This window comes from Herpetosiphonaceae bacterium, from assembly GCA_036374795.1.
Taxonomy (GTDB): Bacteria; Chloroflexota; Chloroflexia; order Chloroflexales; family Kallotenuaceae; genus LB3-1.
The window spans coordinates 1-19,016 of record DASUTC010000050.1 but is presented as its reverse complement, the minus strand read 5'-3'; the positions used below and the strand labels follow the sequence as shown (position 1 = coordinate 19,016).

Annotated in this window: 16 protein-coding genes; 5 read left to right on the top strand and 11 right to left on the bottom strand. The window is 64.6% G+C overall.

The features are described 5' to 3' along the window. Positions 1-4 precede the first annotated feature (4 nt). On the top strand, positions 5-679 hold the full coding sequence (locus VFZ66_03160; GenBank protein ID HEX6288158.1) for a M23 family metallopeptidase: 675 nt from the start codon (positions 5-7) through the stop codon (positions 677-679). 110 nt (positions 680-789) lie between these two features. Here the strand turns inward: VFZ66_03160 and VFZ66_03155 are convergent, their stop codons facing one another. The 7 genes from VFZ66_03155 to VFZ66_03125 all read right to left on the bottom strand — a co-directional run bounded on the left by VFZ66_03155 (position 790) and on the right by VFZ66_03125 (position 9,802). Next, positions 790-1,935: a DUF3048 domain-containing protein gene (locus VFZ66_03155; GenBank protein HEX6288157.1), complete on the bottom strand. Its 1,146-nt coding sequence runs from the start codon at positions 1,933-1,935 to the stop codon at positions 790-792. Then, a complete protein-coding gene (locus tag VFZ66_03150; protein HEX6288156.1) occupies positions 1,935-3,359 on the bottom strand; it encodes a DUF4129 domain-containing protein in 1,425 nt (474 codons plus the stop codon). The genes VFZ66_03155 and VFZ66_03150 overlap by 1 nt, the downstream gene beginning before the upstream one ends. A 75-nt stretch (positions 3,360-3,434) precedes the next feature. Continuing rightward, the gene (locus VFZ66_03145; protein HEX6288155.1) at positions 3,435-4,685 is read right to left on the bottom strand and encodes a DUF58 domain-containing protein; all 1,251 of its coding nucleotides are present in this window, start codon (positions 4,683-4,685) and stop codon (positions 3,435-3,437) included. A gap of 225 nt (positions 4,686-4,910) precedes the next feature. Continuing rightward, on the bottom strand, positions 4,911-6,290 hold the full coding sequence (locus VFZ66_03140; protein HEX6288154.1) for a sigma-54 dependent transcriptional regulator: 1,380 nt from the start codon (positions 6,288-6,290) through the stop codon (positions 4,911-4,913). Positions 6,291-6,525: 235 nt separating this feature from the next. Then, positions 6,526-7,806 (bottom strand): UDP-N-acetylglucosamine 1-carboxyvinyltransferase, encoded by a 1,281-nt coding sequence (gene murA / locus VFZ66_03135; protein ID HEX6288153.1) that lies wholly within the window; start codon positions 7,804-7,806, stop codon positions 6,526-6,528. A gap of 157 nt (positions 7,807-7,963) precedes the next feature. Then, positions 7,964-9,040 (bottom strand): hypothetical protein, encoded by a 1,077-nt coding sequence (locus tag VFZ66_03130; protein HEX6288152.1) that lies wholly within the window; start codon positions 9,038-9,040, stop codon positions 7,964-7,966. Positions 9,041-9,076: 36 nt separating this feature from the next. Continuing rightward, the gene (locus tag VFZ66_03125) at positions 9,077-9,802 is read right to left on the bottom strand and encodes a DAK2 domain-containing protein (GenBank protein ID HEX6288151.1); all 726 of its coding nucleotides are present in this window, start codon (positions 9,800-9,802) and stop codon (positions 9,077-9,079) included. 277 nt (positions 9,803-10,079) lie between these two features. Between VFZ66_03125 and rlmD the strand changes: the two genes are divergently transcribed. Then, positions 10,080-11,339: a 23S rRNA (uracil(1939)-C(5))-methyltransferase RlmD gene (rlmD, locus tag VFZ66_03120; protein ID HEX6288150.1), complete on the top strand. Its 1,260-nt coding sequence runs from the start codon at positions 10,080-10,082 to the stop codon at positions 11,337-11,339. Positions 11,340-11,374: 35 nt separating this feature from the next. On the opposite strand, the gene VFZ66_03115 is transcribed toward rlmD, so the two are convergent. From VFZ66_03115 to VFZ66_03105, 3 genes are read right to left on the bottom strand one after another with little or no spacing between them, the layout of a single operon-like run. After that, the gene (locus VFZ66_03115) at positions 11,375-11,539 is read right to left on the bottom strand and encodes a hypothetical protein (GenBank protein ID HEX6288149.1); all 165 of its coding nucleotides are present in this window, start codon (positions 11,537-11,539) and stop codon (positions 11,375-11,377) included. A 38-nt stretch (positions 11,540-11,577) separates the two neighbouring features. After that, positions 11,578-12,465, bottom strand: coding sequence for a hypothetical protein (locus VFZ66_03110; protein ID HEX6288148.1), 888 nt, complete (start codon positions 12,463-12,465; stop codon positions 11,578-11,580). An 8-nt stretch (positions 12,466-12,473) separates the two neighbouring features. Then, complete coding sequence (locus VFZ66_03105; protein HEX6288147.1) at positions 12,474-12,980, bottom strand: PspC domain-containing protein; 507 nt, start codon at positions 12,978-12,980, stop codon at positions 12,474-12,476. Between the two features lie 206 nt (positions 12,981-13,186). On the opposite strand from VFZ66_03105, the gene VFZ66_03100 reads away from it, so the two are divergent. Next, on the top strand, positions 13,187-13,924 hold the full coding sequence (locus VFZ66_03100; protein HEX6288146.1) for an SH3 domain-containing protein: 738 nt from the start codon (positions 13,187-13,189) through the stop codon (positions 13,922-13,924). A 129-nt stretch (positions 13,925-14,053) separates the two neighbouring features. Here VFZ66_03100 and lon read toward each other — a convergent pair whose 3' ends face one another. Continuing rightward, entirely contained in the window at positions 14,054-16,558 is a 2,505-nt protein-coding gene (gene lon / locus VFZ66_03095; protein HEX6288145.1) for an endopeptidase La, read from the bottom strand. Between the two features lie 137 nt (positions 16,559-16,695). Here lon and VFZ66_03090 point away from each other — a divergent pair, with 137 nt between their 5' ends. Then, positions 16,696-17,436 carry a response regulator transcription factor gene (locus VFZ66_03090; GenBank protein ID HEX6288144.1) on the top strand — a complete coding sequence of 247 codons (741 nt, stop codon included), beginning with the start codon at positions 16,696-16,698 and terminating at the stop codon, positions 17,434-17,436. A gap of 56 nt (positions 17,437-17,492) precedes the next feature. Next, entirely contained in the window at positions 17,493-18,695 is a 1,203-nt protein-coding gene (locus tag VFZ66_03085; protein ID HEX6288143.1) for an ATP-binding protein, read from the top strand. Positions 18,696-19,016: the final 321 nt, after the last annotated feature.

Genomic DNA, 19,016 nt, shown 5'->3' with positions numbered 1-19,016 from the left:
AGCGATGAACTTTGAACTTGGTAGCGGGCATCGTATACCGTCGTGGCTAGCTATCGCTGCCGCGCTGCTGGCGATCTGGTTCTTCTTTGGAAGCAGCTCCTCCGGCACCGTAATCAGCAGTTGGAGCGGCGACGGCAATGTTGCCGCCCAAAGCGCGGTCGGCGCGCTCAAAGCGCAGCAACCAGGGCTGACGGGTCTTTTCAGCAAGCAAGCCGCGCAAGGTGCCGGCTTAGCAGCAGACTCGCATCCGCAGGATATGCCCTGGGGCAATCCCACCGACACAAAAAGCGCGGTCATGACCCAGGGCTACGGCGTCGGGTCGCACGCGCCGGCTGCGGTGTGGGGCGGCGTCGATATCGCGATCGACGGCAACGGCGATGGAGATGCCGATCCACAGGGATCGATGGGCGCGCCACTCTACGCGACGATGAGCGGCGTGATCGAGCTTAATCCCAACTCGATGCCCGCCGGAAATCACCTGTGGATCAAGAACGAGCACTACAAAGTGGGCTACGGCCACCTCAGAGACTTTGCAGTACAGGACGGTCAGACCGTCAAGCGCGGCGACCTGATTGGCTACATGGGCTCGACCGGACAGTCGAGCGGTCCGCACCTGCACTACCACGTCTGGAAAGATGGCGTTAATGTCAATCCGCTTGAGTACGGCGCGCTGCCATAGTCGTCGCCGCCAGCCTACCGACAAAGCATAGCGCCTCGGCCCAAGCCGAGGCGCTTGTTTGTGCGCAGGGTTTGCGTGCTACTCGTTCGGAGCGCTGCCGACACGCGCCGTTACTCGAAGCTGAGCCGAGCCATCGACGGGATTGCCGCGACCCAGATCGGACCGGCGTTGAAGACCACCTCGCTGCCGCCGGCATCGTAGAAGCGGAGCGGAGCAGCCTCGCTCTCCTTGCGCCACGTCGCCTCGATGCTCTTGCCCGCCATGAAGATCCGCGCCGCGCCGCTGCCGACGACCTCCTGATCGATCCGGCGCTTGGCATCACCCGACCGCGCGGCCTCGTTGACCTGCATCACCACGACGTTGCGCGTCCAGAGCTGCTGGCCCGTCACCCGATCGATGTGCGCCCGACCGCGCATGGTGCGGTGGTAGCCATTCGAGGCGACATCATAGGTGAAACCGGCGCGGAACGACTGATCGAGGAAGAAATATTTGATCCGGCTGACTTCGGGAGGGTTGGTCGCTGGCATGGTGCTGAACAAATATCCAACCCTGGGATCATCAAAGGCGCTCGCGTTCTTCGCTTCGGCAAAGGCCCGCAGCAGGTCCGAGCTGGTGTACAGATTATGCGGCGCGATGCGCTGCGGATCGCGCCAGGTATACTTGGGTAGATTCAGCGCCTCGAAGTTGACGAACTGGTCGGTCGTCTCGGAGAGACGCACGCCATCGGGGCTGCCGCCGGCATGGGCATAGATCGGATGGAAGCCCATCGCCCACTGCGCAAAGTAGAGCCGCGTCGAGCGCACCGGCCCGATCTCTTTCACCTCCGGCGTAATCCCATCGGTGTAAAGCGCGATAAAGCGCGTAATTCCGTACTCGGCCAGCCCTTCAAAGACCATCGCGGCTTTGTTCATGCCCGACTGAGGATAGGCGTCGGGATGATTGTCGATCATCACCATCCAGGGCCGCCTGGTAATCGCGCCGCGCGCAAAGATGCTCTCGCCGGTGACAAAGCTCACATCGGGCGTGGGCGTCGGCTCGGCGGTAGCCGTGGGCTCGACGGTAGCGGTAGGAGCGCTGGTCGGCGTCTGCGTCGGCTCGGTGGTAGCGGTCGGCACTGCGGTGGGGATCGTCGTAGCAGCGGGCCTGGGCGGCTCGATCTGCGCCACCGGCACGGCGGGAGCGCCGCCACAGGCCGCAAGCCCGGTCGCGAGGAGCGATAGCAACGTTAAACGACGAAGAGCAAAGAACTGAGGCATTAAGGATTCTCCTTGGGCGACTGAGCCTGGATCGCGGCCCAGGCAGCATCGGCGGCAGCGACATCAGCCGCCGTTATCGTGTCGGGCGCATAGCGCGCCCGGTCATAGACATCGGTGAGATGTTGTAGCTCATCGGCGGCGCTCGGCACCAGCGGCGCGAGCACTGGCGAGTATTCGAGCGGAGTCTGCTGCGGCTGACGCGAACGTTCTGCACGCTCTCCCATCAGCAGCAGCTCCACGTAGCGCCGTCGAATACGCTCCGCCGGATCGTCAGGCCGCAGCCGCGCCAGGGCATCGCGCAGCCCATGCGTGCGCGGCGGCAGACGCAGCCCTTGCAGCAGATCGAGCAGATCCGCGCCGAGCCGCTGCCAGCTCCACAGCGACTCGTGCAGCACGCCGTCGGCGGTGCGCCGCGAATGCCGTTGCCGCCGCATCGTCATGATCAACAGGATCAGCACGACCAGCGGCAGCAGGTACAGCAGCAGGCTCAGCGCAACCTGGAGCGCCTGCACGATCTGGATCTGAAGATCGGAGGGCGTTTGCGGCAACAGATCGGCGCTGGGCGATGGCGACGGCGACGGGCCGGACTCAGCCATCGACCGCTGAAGCTGGGCCTTCAGCCAGAGCCAGACCTGAGCGATCAGCCAGACGAGCGGAGCCATCACCAGCGCAAAAACGCCGACGATCACCGCCACTACCGTGCGTAGCGCCTCCGTAGCCGTGCTGGAAACGAGCGTCAGCAGCAGCGTCCCCAGCAGGAGCACGCCAACCGAGGCCAGGAGACTCGACCGCAGCCAGTACCAGCCGCCGCCGACCTGCCCTGCCTCCTGCTCATCCACGATCCGCGCCAGAGACAGGCCGAACAGCCCCAGGCCGACGACGATCAGCGCCTCGACAGCAAGACGCGGACCCCACGGCGGCGCGCCCAGGTTGACCGCAGAGAGCGGCGTCACCAGGATCGTCAGGAGCACCAGCACCAGCACGCCACGCTGGAGCACCGCCAGCACACGCGCATGATCGTAATCGACCAGGCCCATGCCGCGCCACCAGCTCCACAGCGAAACCATCAGCAGCCCAAACAGGCTGAGCGTATCGGGGCTGCCCGCGCCGAACGGCCACAGCCTACCCCAGCCGCCGAGCAAGCTCCAGCCGCCGCCCGCCTGCACCTTGACGGCGTACGCCATCGTCAGCGCACAGACCACCAGGGTCGGCCTGCTGACCCAGCCGCCCGGCTCGTCCTGCGCCGTCTCGAAGCGCAGCATGGTCCACGCCGCGATCAGGCAGGCCAGGAACAAGATCGGCCAGCTCAGGCTCGGCGTCCGCTGAAACGCCAGCGCCAGCAGCGTCACGCCAAGATGCAGCAGCAGCACTTCGAGCGCGGCGGCGGTCAGGTACAGCAGCAGTTTTAAAGGCTGAAACGGCATGAGGCTATCAGTACGTGGAGGTGCGGCATACCCTGCACCCGGACCAGCCGATACGTCGCGGCTGGGGTGTGTATTCTACCATACGCGCCGCGCCTGGGCTGCCGGAGCGGTCATAATGTTTGCGCGCCGTTCGGCCCATTGCGCCACGCCACCATCGATCGGCAGGATCTCGACGCCCGGCAGACGCGGCAGGGCATCGTCGCCGCCGTAGAGCCAGACCACCCGGCGCCCGTGGCGCTTCAGGCGCAGCACCGCGCTTTGCAGCGCATCCGAGGGCACCGCGCTGATCATGACGATCGTCGCGCCCCACCCCAGCGACGGCCCGATATGACGCAGCAGGATCGGAAAGGGCGTGACCGAGTAGGGCACCACCTTCGCCAGCGCCTCCAAAACAATCTCAAGCTGCGCTGGCGAGCGGCTCGGCGGAATGCGGATCAGTTGCCCGCTGTCGGCTGGCGCGCCGTTGGTGTACAGCCCGAAGCGCAAGCGCTCCTGCGCCGCCTGCGTGGCTACGGTCGCCGCCGCGCTGATCATCCGCTCGATCAGATCGTAGCGCATGCCCTGCCAGTAGTGCTCGAACGTATCGAGGTTGAGCATAATCGCGATGTCCAGGCTGGTCGTCGGCTCGAAGACGCGCGTCTGAAGCTCGCCGCGCCGGGCGGTCGCCCCCCAGTGGATGGTTTTGAAGGGATCTTCACGCCGGTAATCGCGCACGCCGACGGTACGAGCGGGATCGGTCAGCAGGTGCCGGAGCGTGCGCGTCTCGCCGATCGGATGCTGGGCGCGGAGATACAGATCGGGGAGCGCGATCAGCTCAGGGTAGACCACAATGCTGGTCCGCGCCGGAAGCTCCAGCTCGCGCACCTGCAAGCCGAAGGCGTCGGTCGCCTCCAGATGGACCGGCCCGAAGGTGAAGAAGCCACGCTGCGGACAACGCAGCGGGAGCGACCACGAGACGGCTTCGTAGGGCCGCAGCCCGATCCGGCGTCGCCAGATCTGCAAATGGGACTGTGGATGCGGCAGCATGCGCTGCTCATAGTAGTCCAGCTTCGCGGGCACGGTATCGTCGAGCTTGAGGCCGGGCAGACCAAGCAGCTTGGAGTTACTCAGCCGCACGGTCAGCGTCACCTCATCGCCGACGAAGACCCGATCGCTGCTGAGCGCGCGGGTATAAGCCACACGGTGGAACGCCCAGCGGCCCCAGAGATGCGCCAGCAGCAGCGCCAGACCGAGCAGCCCCAGGAGCAGGACGGCAAGGCCCTGGCGCAGCAGCAGCGCAATGCCCAGGAGCGAGATCAGGAGCCAGCGGAACTGCGGCTTGAACATACGAGATCTTTTCGAGTTTCAAGTTTCGAGTTGGACATCCAGAGGACAAGGGGCGGGGATGAGAAAGCTCAACATTTGGAGTTCGGAGTTGAGGCCCTCACCCCCGGCCCCCTTCCCCACGCGCAGGCGGGCTTCCGCCTGCGCGACCTCCGGCAGAGGAGAGGGGAAGTAGATCGTTCTTGGTGCTTGGTTCGCTTGTTTCCTTATTCCTTTGTTCTATCGTCCCTAAGCGATGCCAAGCTCTTTGAGCTTCGTATCAAAGACCTTGACGGTCAGCCCGATCCGCTCCGCCGCCTCGGTGTGGTCGCCCGCGCTCTGGCGCAGTGCCTCCGAGAGCATACGCTGCTCGACATCCCGTAGCAGCGTCGGCAGCGGCGTGCGCTCGCGCACAGCCTGAACAATATCGACCTCATGCACCGCGCGCCCGGCCTCCAGCGACAAGAACTCGCTGGTGATGACCTTGCCCTGCGTATAGACCACCGCGCGCTCGATCTCGTTTTCGAGCTGGCGCACGTTGCCGGGCCACTCGTACTCGATCAGCTTGTTCAGCGCCTCCTCCGAGATGCGCGTGGGCGGCGATGTGGGGCTGTAGCGGTACTTATCAAGGAAGTGCTCGACCAGCAGCGAAATATCCTCTTTGCGCTCGCGCAGCGGCGGCATGTGAACGTTGATCACATTCAGCCGATAGAAGAGGTCTTCGCGGAAATTGCCCTTACGCACCTCCTCCTCCAGATCGCGGTTGGTCGCCGTCACCACGCGCACATCGACTTTGACCGTCGTGGTGCCGCCGACGCGCTCGAACTCGCCCTCCTGAAGCACGCGCAGCAGCTTTTTCTGCGCTGTCAGCGACAGCTCGCCGACCTCGTCGAGGAAGATAGTGCCTTTGTTGGCGAGCTCGAAGCGACCTTTACGCTGCGCGACGGCGCTAGTGAACGCGCCCTTCTCATGCCCGAACAGCTCGCTCTCCAGCAGTGTGTCGGGCAGCGCTGCGCAGTTGACTTTGATCATCGGCCCGGTGCGGCGATTCGAGTTGGCGTGGATCACATTCGCCACCAGCTCTTTGCCGGTGCCCGTCTCGCCCGTCACCAGCACGGTTGCTTCGCTGGCCGCGATCCGCCCGATCAGCTTGTAGATGCGCTGCATTGCCGGGCCGGAGCCGATCATTCGGTCGCGCGGATCGGACGACTGACCCTCAAGCGTTTTGACCTTCGAGGCCAGATCTTGATGCTCGAAGAAGCGCTCGACCAATACCAGCACCTCGTCCACGGAGAAGGGCTTGAGCAGATAGTCGAACGCCCCCATCTGCATCGCGCGGATCGCCACCGACGAGGTTGCATGGGCGGTAATCATGATCACGCCAATATCGCTGCCATTTTTATGGAGGCGCTCCAGCACTTCCAGGCCATCGATGCCCGGCATGCGCACATCCATCAGCAACAGATTATATTCATTCCCGCTCGCAATTTGCGTCAGGACCTCAGTACCGCTACGCGCCTCGGTAACTTGATAGCCTTCCCCTGCGAGCAGATCATGGAGCATGGTCCGCACGCCGTCATCGTCATCGGCTATCAGAATATGGCGTTGATTAATCTGCTCTTTTGCCACGATTACGTGTGCTCCTTCTTGATGACGCACGCAGATAGCGGCTACAGTCTGCCGTACAATAACGACAAACACGCCGCGATGCGTCTTCGGTGTGTGGATACCAGGATAGACGAAAGTTCCACACTTAAATTATAGCCTACCCATACACGTGGTGCAACAAAGAGGAGACATAGACCGATGAAGTCGGCACGTCGTTGTGCCGACCTGGCCGCGAGAGGCAGATTGGATCAGCGGCCTACTGCCGCCGCTCGATGCGGGCACCCAGGCCGCGCAGCCGCTCTTCGATGCGCTCATAGCCGCGATCGATCTGGCCGATGTTCTGGATGGTGCTGGTGCCCTCCGCCGCCAGCGCCGCGATCAGCAGCGCCATACCCGCGCGAATATCGGGGCTGGTCAGCGTATCGCCGTGCAGCTTGGACGGGCCGACGACAACCGCGCGATGCGGATCGCAGAGGACGATGCCCGCGCCCATGCTGATCAGCCGATCCACGAAAAAGAGCCGGTTCTCAAACATCCACTCATGGATCAGCACCGTGCCCCGCGCCTGAGTCGCCACCACCAGCGCGATGCTCATCAGATCCGTAGGAAAGCCCGGCCACGGACGATCGTCGATCTTCGGGATCGCGCCATGCAGATCGGCGCGCACCACCAGCTCTTGCTCGGCGGGTACGACGATGTCGTCGCCCTCGACGCGCCAGTCGACGCCCAGCTTATTAAAGGTGATGCGCGTGATGCGATGCTCGAGCGGTCGCGCGTTTTTGATCCGAAGCTCGCTGCCGGTCGCCGCCGCCAGCCCGATCAGCGAGCCGACCTCCATAAAGTCGGGTCCGATCGTGTACTCCGCGCCGCGCAGACTTGCCACGCCCTCGATCGTCAGCGTGTCGGTGCCAATGCCGCTGATCCGAGCGCCCATCGCATTCAAACAGCGGCAGACATCCTGCACGTGCGGCTCGGACGCGGCATTTTGAATCACCGTCGTGCCGTTTGCCAGCACCGCCGCCAGCACTGCCTGCTCGGTGCCTGTGACGCTCATCTCGTCCAGAAACATATCCGCGCCGCTCAGCTCGTTCGCGCGCAGGATGTAGCACTCATTGCTGACCTCGATTTCCGCACCCAGCGCCTGAAGTGCCTGGAAGTGCGTATCCAGCCGCCGCCGCCCGATCCGATCGCCACCGGGCCGTGGGATCGTCACAAAGCCGCGCCGGGCCAGCAGCGGACCCGCCAGCAGCGGCGCGGTGCGGATGCGCCGCCCCAGCTCGACATCGGGCTGCCGATCGCCCACGTCGCGCGTCTGCAAGCGCCAGCTGCCGCCGCCGAGATCGGTACACTCGACGCCAAGCCGCTGGATCAGCTCGCGCTTGATGCGCACATCGCCGATGTTCGGCACGTTATGCAAAACCAGCGGCTCGTCCGTGAGCAGCGCGACCGCCAGCAGCGGCAGCGCCGCGTTTTTATTGCCTACAGGCGTGATCGTCCCGCCAAGCCGGTGGCCCCCTTCGATCACGAAATAGTCCATGCTTCGACTCCTTCAGGCGCTCGACGACTCATGGAGGCGGCACATCCGACTCCAGCGGCCCTGCGCGGCGCGCAGCCACGCGCAGAACGATCGATCGATCGCCTGTCACTTCTTCAAATTATCGAAGGGCATTATAGACCAGATTGGCGCGCGACGATCATTTGCGACCGAAGGGCCAGAGCCGTCGCCACTTGCTCGGCGGCGACATCGGATTGGTCTTGCCGGTTGTCGGCGGCAGATCCGCTTTGCGGCGGCGAATCAGATCCCGCGCCCGCTCGCGACCGATCTCGATCGCCTGCTTGTACAGCCCTCGCAGCGCGTCGCCCGACAGCACCTCGCCGCTGCGATACCAGACCGCCGCCGCCTGCCCGGTGGCGTACGTCCCGGCGTAGGCGACGGCAACCTTGGGCAGGATGCCGAAGCCGGGGATCAGGCCGACCAGCTGACGCGCGACCTGCCGCCACAAAAAGCCGGAGCCGATCACCGGCATCACCTCGCGCATCTGCGCCTGAAAATCGGCGGGAGCGCCAAAGGCCAGCGCCAGCTTATAGACCAGCAGCGCCTGATTTTTGGTCAGCACCAGCATGTCCGCCGCGTTGAGCGGAATATTCAGCACCGGCACCATCTCCGACAGGCCAGACGTGAAGGCGTAGCTCGCGTTGGAGAACGACGAGTCCCCGACCAGCGCGCGGGCGACGGCATCGCGCAGGCCAGGCAGTTGGCGTGCCGCCGCAACGCGCAGCTCATCGGGCAACTGCTCGACGACCGCCGGAGCCAGCAGCCTGATCAGCGTAGCCGTCTCGGCGTCTGGCGCGAAGACCGTCAGCGCGCCGGGCAGGTACCACATGCCGCCGCCGTCGGTGCGCGGCATCTGCTCAGCGCCGATCAGCAGCACCACGCGCGGGATCGCCAGAATCGCCAGCTTATCGGCGACCGACTCGGCGTCTACGCTGACCTCGGCGCGCGCGTCGACCACCAGCAGCGCCAGATCGCTGCGGCCCACCTCGCTCTGCCGATCGCGCGGCAGCGGCACGTCATACTCGCGGATCACCGCCCGCTCGGCTGGCCCGTAGCGGCTGGGACCCGCGTAGAGCGCGCGGATCACGGCGCTGCGGTCCTCTGGCACACCGATGATCGCAAGATGCACGGGCTGCTCCGCGCGCTCACGAATATCGCCGACGTTGATTTCTCGAATGGTGTTCCAAACGTTGCTAAGACCGCCAATGCTGGGCACGCTACACTCCTTGTCGTACGAATGCCGATACGCCCGCTACATCTCGACGCCGCCGAACGATCCCGACTCACGCGCGCGGCGCGGCGTCTCCGGCAGATCCGGCTGCTGCGGGGACCCGCTACCCGTCGGCATCTGCTGCTGCAAAAAGCCGCGCAGCAGCCCCTCGAACAGCGAGCCGACGCCTGCCGCGCCCGGATCGAGCTGGCCGCGTGTATCGCGCTGCCCAAACGATTCGACCGGCGGCGACGCGCGGCGAGTACTATACGTGCCACGTCGGGCGTTTGTCAATGCCTCCATCAGCGCATCCATATCGGAAGCGCCGCGCTGCTTCGCGCCAAGATAGCCCAGCACGCCCGGCACCAGCGCGTCGAGCAGGCCGCCGCCGCCCTGCGGGATCGCGCTGCTGCCCTGAGCGCCGCGCAGCAGCCCTTCGAGCAGCGGCAGTAGATCCGTCGCGCTCAGACCGCTCCGGCCCAGCAGACGTTTTCCGGCATCGGCCAGACCCGCCGCATAGACCGGCGCGGTCGCGCCCCGCCCATCGTCGCGCAGCGTTTCCGCCGCTGTGAGCAGCGCCCGCCCGACATCGCCCTGGCCGCCCTGAAGCTCGCGCTCCAGCGTATCTGCGACAAGCTGCATATTGGCCTGGTAATTATCGCCCGCGTTGCCGTTGCCGATGTCGTCCAGCTCATTGAGATAGGGCTGATCCTCGGCGGCATTCCTTGCGATGGTGCGCCAAAGCTGCGCAATATCAACTTGAGACACAGGGATCTCCTCCAATCATGCTCAGCACAATTCTTGCTTGGTCCATAGTCCGGCGTGTATCGCATGCGCGATCGTCGAGGGCCGCTACACGCGCAGAGCACCATGCCCGGCACGTCCGGCCTACAAGCAGTACTGCCGTTGTAGCACGAAACATGCCAATCGCCGGATCTGGCGCGGGCGTGTCAAGGCCGCTACAATACTCATATCGACGCGCCGATTCATTGACCTCGTAGGAGCGTATCGCCTACGCCCCGCACCAGAGAAAAGGAAGCATGCAATGCACTGGCCGGACGAACTTGAGCTAGAGCTGACAGCCATCGCGCAGGGCGGCGACGCGGTAGGCCGCTACGAGGGCCGCCCCGTGTTTGCCAGCGGCGGCCTGCCCGGCGAGCATGTTCGCGTCCGGCTCTATGATCGGCAAAAAGCGTTCGCGCGCGGTCGCGTGATCGAGGTGCTGCGCGCGGCTCCCGAGCGGATCGCGTCGCCCTGCCCGCTCGAAAGCGTCTGCGGCGCGGCGGACTGGCGCTGGATCGCGCCGGAGGCGCAGCGCGCGTTCAAGCGCACGATCCTTGAGGAGCAGCTACGGCATATCGGCGGGCTAGAGGTCGCGGCGCAGCCGGACGAACCGCCCCCGGACGAGGGCGCTACCTGGGCCTATCGCACGACCGCCGAGCTGCATGTCTCAGGCGCTCGGATCGGCTACTTCTTGCCGGGCAGCCGCCGCGTGTCCGATATTCCGGCCTGCTGTCTGCATCATCCGCTGATCGATGCCGCGCTGGCAGCGCTCCGACCGCTGCTCGGCGACGAGGCTGCGCTGCGCGACCTGACGCTGCGGTGTAGCCCCGGCAGCGGCGAGGTGATCGCGCTGCTGGACGGGCGCGGGCCGCTGCGCGAGCTTGCACGGCGCTGGCGTACCGCCCATCCGCCGCTGGTCGGCGTGGTCCATGCCACGCAGCGCCGCGCGCTGGATGGCCGCGACTGGATCGAGCGGGTCGTTGGCGATACATGCTTTCGGCTGTCGGCCAGCTCATTCTTTCAGGTCAATGCCTACCAGACCGAGCGGCTGGTGCGGCGCGTGCGGACGCTGCTGGATACGCAGCCGGACACGCGGCTGCTCGATCTCTACTGCGGCGTGGGCTTATTCGCGCTGTCGCTCGCGCCGGAGGTAGCCGAGGTAGTGGGTGTCGAGGAGTGGGCACCCGCGATCGAGGATGCGCGGCGCAGCGCCCAGCTCAACCGCCTGAGCAACGTCACCTTCGAGGTCGGCGCTGCCGAGCGGACGATCGCGAAGCTAGCGGGAGGGTTCGACCGTGTGGTGCTCGATCCGCCGCGCCGGGGCTGCGCGCCTGAGGTGCTCGACGCCGTGATCCAGCGCGCGCCGCAGCGGATCGTGTATGTCTCTTGCCATCCGGGGACGCTGGCGCGCGATTGCAAGCAGCTTGCGGCGGCGGGCTACCACATTGCCAGCGCCGAGGTCATCGATATGTTTCCGCACACGCATCATGTCGAAAGCATCGTGCGGCTGGAGCGCGGCTGATTACTCCTTTTGCCATGCAGTAGAACAGCGGGATATTAGAATAGGAGCCAGGTGAGCGCAACAGCCAGCACAGCTCCTAGCGCGCCAATAGCGAGCAGCCCAACCCAGCCATCGCGCGATGCTTTATCGTTCCTCGTCCAGATGAGCATCTCGATCAAGGGTTGGCCGAAGACCTCCAACAATCCTTCGAGCAGCTCCATCGTCGTGCTTCCTCGAACGCAAACGCTGCCTCCGGGACCTAGCGAATCCTGACGTTGCCCGCCGTGGCATCGACGCGAATCGTCACGCGATTCGGCGCGTCGGGATTGTAATCCTCGCTGACGTAGGCATCGTCCTGCTGCTCAAAGCGATCGTCAAGATCGATGTGGCTCCAACTGGAAGGCACCTCGATGCGCGCCGCCAGATCGTCGGGCACGTCAATCGCGACATTTCCGGCGGTGCTGGCGATGTCGACCTCGATCAGGCCCTCGTTGGGCAGCTTGATCTCCGCGTCGCCGCCGCCGTTGATCATCAGATTGAGGCGCTCAAGCTTCAGGTCCTCGAAGTCAAGCGGCGAGGCATCACCTGCATGCAGATCGATCGTGAGGTCGAGCGGCAGATCGCGCTTGAAGCGGAGATCGAGATCGCGCGAGCGCCAGTCGTTGGTGCCGAGATCGAGTACGCCGGTGCGGCCTTCCTTGGAATAGCTGTTGATTGCGCCCGCCGCGCCCGTGACGACCTGATCCTCGTCGCTGTGATCGCGGATGCTGAGCTTTCCAGCGGTCAGCGCGATCGTCGCTCGCAGCCGGTCGATGCCCTCAAAGCTGGGCAGCGCCTGCTCGACACGCTCCTCTGCCACATCAACGTGTTCGCCACCGAACCAGCGCGCCGCGCTGACGATCGGAATGCAGATCAGCGCGGCGATGAGCGCCCCGACCACGATGCGGCGACGCTGGCGGCCCTCCGTCACCAGATCCAGGCCAACGCCGATCAACGCCAGCGGCCACAGCACGCTCCACGCGGCGGAGCTAAACACCCCGCTGGAGCTGAGGCCGATCACCGCACCCGCTCCGATCAGCAGCAGCGCTACGATCCGGCGCGACTGTTTCGGCGGCGCTGGTGTAGCCGTTTCGACTCGTTCAGACATGTTCGGCCTCATACGGTCTTTTTGCGCAACAAATACATGCCAAGACCAACCAGGAGCACCGGCACAACAAATCCTGATATATCAATCCCAAATCCGAAAATACGGCTCAGCGCCTCGCCCATATTATTCATCAGCACAATGACGCCGATGCCCAACAGCAGCAGCCCAAGCGTGCGATTACGACCACTGGCGGGTGCGGCTGGCTGCGGCGCGCTGCGCTCCTGCGCGCTGAACATCTGATCGACGACCGGCTGGCGCGGCGGGAGCGGCTGTCCGGACAGCGGATCGAAGCGCGCGTCGGGGGGCAGCGCCGATGGATGCGGCGGTACCGCGCCTGCTTCGGGCATGACCAGCCAGAGGATCGGATAGACGATCAGCGTAATGCCCGTGGTGAGGGCCAGTACCACAAAGATCAGCCGGACAATCACCGGATCGACGCTGAAATAGTAGCCCAACCCGCCGCACACACCGCCGATCATGCGGTCGGTATGTGAACGAGTGAGTCGTGCTTGCATAGATCTGTGCTCCTTAATCTCCATGGGCCATACGACGTTTAGGCGCGGGCCGATGTTGCAGAAAGTTAAGGGATCGGCAAAACTAAAGTACAATCCACTGCACTTGTGTTGAATCCGGCACACATGGTATGATCGCATCAGAGACAGCAATTTTCAGACGCGCCAGCAATCATATCTGTTCAGATCACCGCGAAAGGAGCGCCCTCATGGGATGGTCACGCCGACCAAACCTGCCACCCAACGATCCCGATGCAGGCGACGAGAACGATCCGCTCGCCGATAACATGCGCCTGCGCCCACGGCGAGCGTCCGGTGGCGCACAGTCGCTCAAGCCAGATGCTAACGATTCGATCCACGATCAGCATACGATCGTCGATAACAACTTTGCCAGCCGCACGCGCGCGCGGCGGGAGCGGCAGATCGCCTCGCCCTTCAGCACGCAGCGCTTAGGAACCTGGGCGGCCAACCCCGACAACTCGCGCACACTGCTGATGATCGGCGCTGCGGTCATCGGCTTTCTGCTGCTGATCGCCATCTTCAACCTCGCCAATCGCTGGTACAACTCGGGTGCTACCGCCGAGGACACCGCCGAGCCGACGGCGTCGGTGGCTCCGGACTTCAGCGGAGTGACCACGGGGCCGCTCGCCAGCGCGGAACCGGGCGTGATCGTGCAGCCGGCGACCAACGTGCCCGGCACCGATCCGGGCCAGCAGCCGCCCAGCCCCGCCGGTGGAGCCTTCGCCGTCACAGGAACCGGGACAGAGGGGCTGTTCTTGCGGCAAGAGCACTCGACCTCAGCGCAAATTCTGGGGACGCTTCCCGAAGGCACGCGGGTTGAGTCATTGGGCGAGACGTTTAACGATGGCACCCGCGACTGGCTGAAAGTGCGCACGCCGCTCGGCGAGGGCTGGGTTGCCCAGCAGTTCCTTCAGCCAGCGCAGTAGCGCGAAGGGAAGAACAGAGAACAAAGAACAAGGGAAGAACCAAGAACCGGGAGAAGATTCTCCCCCTCTCTATTGCAATGGGCGAGGGGCGGCAGCGCCGGGGTGAGGGCCTTGAACTCGGAATTAGGGCTAGAGATCCTCGGCAGACGTAGCGCTGATCACCACGGGCAGCACGACGGTCGGGTGTGGGGCGGCATGAGTCTCATCGCCGCTTGACGTTGCTTTTTTCCTGGTACGTTTGCGCGGCTGATAGGGAAAGTCGAGCGGATTCTGGACGAACGCCAGCGGAAGGATCTGATCCATCTGCTCGACGAACTCAAAGCGCAGCTTGCGCCGCACATGACGCGGCACGTCCGTCAGATCGCGCTGGTTCTTCTTGGGCAGGATCACCTGCGTGATCCCCGCGCGATACGCGCCGAGCACTTTTTCCTTGACACCGCCCACGGAGAGCACTCGTCCACGCAGGGTAATCTCGCCGGTCATGGCAACGGCCCGACGGAGCGCGCGGTTTGCCAGCGCCGAGATCAGCGCGCAGGCAATCGTCACACCCGCAGAAGGCCCGTCCTTGGGTACCGCGCCTTCGGGCACGTGGACATGAATATCGACCTTGTCGAAGCGCTTGGGATCGATGCCCAGGCGCTTCGCGTTGGCGCGGGTATAGCTGAGCGCCGCCTGCGCCGACTCCTGCATCACATCGCCGAGCTGGCCGGTCAGCGTCAGATTGCCCTTGCCCTCGACCACGCTGATCTCGACCGGCATCACATCGCCGCCGTTCTCGGTCCAGACCATGCCGGTTGCCACGCCAACCTCGTCGCGCTCCTCGGCCAGGCCGTAATCGTAGCGATCGGGTCCGAGCAGCGCTGGCAGCATCCTGGGCACGATCCGGCGCGGATAGGGGCGCTCCTCGGCCACCCGCCGCGCGATCTTGCGATAGACCGCGCCGATCTGCCGCTCAAGCTCGCGCACGCCCGCCTCATAGGTGTAGAGCCGGATCAGGTTGCGCAGCGCATCGTCGGTGAAGCGGACCGCAACGCCGCTCAGGCCGTTGGCTTCGAGCTGCTGCGGGATCAAGAACTGGCGGGCGATCTCTAGCTTTTCTTCCTCGGTATAGCCCGCCAGCTCGATCACCTCCAGCCGGTCGACCAGCGCGTCGGGCACGGGATCGAGGATATTGGCCGTCGTGATAAACATGACCCGCGACAGATCGTAGGGCACGTCGAGGTAATGATCCAGAAACGCATGGTGCTGCTCAGGGTCGAGCACTTCCAGCAGCGCCGAGGCCGGATCGCCGCGAAAGTCACGACCCAGCTTATCGATCTCGTCCAGCATCAGCACGGGATTGATCGTGCCCGCATCTTTCATCACCTTGAGCACACGTCCGGGCATCGCCCCGATGTACGTCCGCCGATGGCCGCGAATCTCGGCCTCGTCGTGAACGCCGCCCAGCGAGATCCGCACGAATCTGCGGCCCAGCGCCTCGGCAATCGAGCGGCCCAGGCTGGTCTTGCCGACGCCGGGTGGCCCGACGAAGCAGAGGATCGGCGAGCGACCGTGCGCTCCGGCCAGCTTACGAACCGCGAGATGCTCCAGAATGCGATCCTTGATTTTGCTCAGACCGTAGTGGTTGCGGTCGAGGATTCGTGCCGCCGCCCGCAGATCGCCGTTGTCGACGGTCACGACGTGCCACGGCAGCGCGAGCAGCCAGTCGAGATAGGTGCGTACCAGCGTGTACTCCGGCGACGCGGGCGTCATCGCCTCGAGCCGGCTCAGCTCTTCGAGCGCGCGCGCCTGAATCGGTTCGGGCATCGCCGCCGCCTCGATGCGCTCCTTCAGGTAGCTCAGCTCGTGGACAAACGGATCGGACTGGCCGAGCTGGCGCTGAATCGCCTTGAGCTGCTCGCGCAAAAAGATCTCGCGCTGGACACGATCGACCTCCTGCTCGACCTCGATCCGGAGCTGGTGCTCAAGCTGCAACACATCCAGCTCATGCATCAGCAGCGTGGACACGGTATGCAGCCGGTGCTCGACATCCAGCGCCTCGAGCACCTCCTGGCGCTGCGACACATCCAGCGGCAGGTGTGAGGCGATCAGATCGGCCAGCGCGCCCGGCGTTTCGACGTTAAGCGCCGCGACGTAGGCGTTTTCGGGAAGCGTGCGGCTGAAGCTAGCGACCTTCTCGAACAGCGCCAGCACCGCCCGCTGCGACGCCTCCAGGGCCAGCGAGCTGCCGGGATCGTCCAGCACAGGCGTGACCCGCGCCCGCAGCAGCGGCTGCTCCTGAACGATGGCGTTGATCGCCACGCGCCACAGCCCTTGCAGCAGAATATTGATCGTGCCGTCCGGCAGCCGTACGACGCGGCTAATCCGCGCCTGCACGCCGATCGTGTAGAGATCGGCGGAGCTGACTGTCTCGACATCCTCGTTACGCTGCGCGACCGTGACTACCATGCGATCCGCCGCCAGCGCTGCTTCGAGCGCAACCTGCGCCTGCTGACGGCTGACGAACAGCGGCACGACAACCTGGGGGAAGACAACAGTATTGACCAGCGGCAACACGGGCAACTCGCATGGGATCGGGTGTGGCACACTAATACGCTCTTCGAGCAATACCGATAGGTCGAGATCATCCGTCATAAGCCGCACCTGTCAGGCAAGAGATCATCGCCGCGAGTGTAGCATAAGCGTCAAATCGGAGAGTGAAGTGCCGCTGTTCCATGCTCCTTAAAGCAACTTTAACATTCGCCGGGGCAGCGTCGTGCTACAATGTGGCTATGGCGACGATTTTGCTGGTTGAAGATGAGGTGATCCTGGCGGATACCCTGCGCTACAATCTGGAGCGCGAGGGCTACAGCGTGCTCGTGGCCGGAGATGGCGTGCAGGCGCTAGAGCTGGTGCGGCAAAAGCAGCCCGACCTGCTGGTTTTGGACGTGATGCTGCCTCGTCTCGACGGCTTCTCCGTGTGCCGCATCCTGCGCGGCGAGTCCGATGTGCCGATCATTATGTTGACGGCGCGGCAGGATGAGATCGACCGGATCGCGGGACTGGAGCTGGGTGCCGATGATTATGTCATCAAGCCGTTCAGCCTGGGCGAGCTGCTGGCGCGGGTGCGCGCTATCCTGCGACGTGGGCGGCGCGAGGCGGAGCCGATGCAGCGCGAGATTCTCCAGGCGGGCACGCTCAAGGTCGATACGGGGTCGCGCCGGGTGTGGAGCGGAGAGCACGAGACGATGCTCTCGGCCAAAGAGTTCGATCTGCTGGTCTGCCTGATGCGCAACCGAGGGCTCGCGCTCTCGCGCGACCTGCTGCTGGAGCGGGTCTGGGGCTACGATTTCCTCGGCGACTCGCGCACGGTCGATGTGCATATTCGCTGGCTGCGCGAGAAGGTCGAGCCCGATCCGTCGCAGCCGGTCTATATTCGGACTGTACGCGGCACCGGCTACCGCTTCGAGTCACCCGCCGAGAACATGGCGCAGCGCGCGGCGATGAGCCAGACCGAAGCAGGCGCGAAATAGCCGGTGCCCGACGTCATGGCTCGCACTAGCGCTCGCGGCTGCCCGCAACGAAACCGATGATTGCCCTAACCGCCACGCTGACTGTCCTGCTGGTGATGGCTTTGATCTGGGGCTGGCACCAGCATCGGGAGCTGATCGCCGAGCGCGCCTACTGGCAGCGCCGCCGTGCTGGCCTCACCAGCCGCGCGCTGCCGCCGCTCTTTCTGGCGACCGCCGCCGCCTTAGAGTCGGGGCTGCTGCTGATCGATCGCAACCACCGCGTCCACTTCGCCAACCAGTCGCTCACCCGCATCTTCAACACCGACCTGAAAACGATCCAGGGCCAGGGCTTGATCACGCTGCTCCGCGATTACCAGGCCGACGCGCTGATCGAAGCGGCGATCGAGAGCGGCGAGGTCCAGTCCACGACGATCCAGCCGATCCTCTCGTCGCAGACGCTGCATATCACCTGCTACCCGCTGGAGCAGACACAGGAGTACAGCGCGATCGTGCTGCTGCGCGACATCACGCACGTGGCCCAGCTTGAGCGCGCGCGCCGCGAGATGGTCGCCAACGTATCGCATGAGCTGCGCACGCCGCTGGCCTCGATCAAGCTGCTGGTCGAGACGCTCCAGGCCGCGCCGCCGCCCGACGTCACCGCGCGCATGCTGGGGCAGATCGCCGACGAGCTTGAGTCGATGACCCATCTGGTAGAGGAACTGCGCGAGCTATCACAGATCGAGTCGGGGCGCATGGTGATGTCGATGCGGCCAACCGACATCGACACGATCATCGAGCGGGCGGTCACGCGCCTGCAGCCACAGGCCCGGCGACGTAACCTTGAGTTGGTCATCGAGCCGCATACAGAGCTACCGCCCGCCCTGATCGACGGCGAGCGCATCGGCCAGGTCTTGCTCAACCTGATCAACAACGCGCTGAAATTCACGCCCGCAGGCGGCACGATCACCGTGAGCACCAGGACCGTCGAGGCGACACAGAGCGAGCAGCAGCGCTGGAGCGGCGAACTGCGGCAGGCCGGGCTGGAGCAGGCACTCCTCGTCTCGGTTCAGGATAGCGGCATCGGCATTCCGGCCAGCGAAACCGACCGTGTCTTCGAGCGCTTTTACAAGGTCGATCGGGCGCGGACGCGCAACAGCGGCGGCACCGGCCTGGGCCTGGCAATCGCCAAACACCTGATCGAGGGACACGGCGGGCGCATCTGGGCGGAGTCGAACGAGGGCACGGGCAGCACCTTCTCGTTCCTGCTGCCGGTCGCGTAGAGCGCCACGGAGCACGGAGAATCAAGAATCAAGAACCAAGAACCGAGAACTAAACCGCCCCTCTCCTGTCGCAACGGGAGAGGGGGTGGCGGGGTGCCCTCCGGGCGGCGATTGGGGGTGAGGGCCTCAACTCAGAACTCGACCCGTGTAACGCTTCATCAACGGTGCCCGATCTCATTGTGGTTGTGAGCCTAACACAGCCACCCCCAGCCGCCCCAGCAGCACCTTATACTCGTCTGGCTGATGGGGATGCCACTCAAAGTGTGCTCGCTCAAACCATTGAGTCAACACTTTCTGTCCGTCGCTATTCGTCTCAAGGCG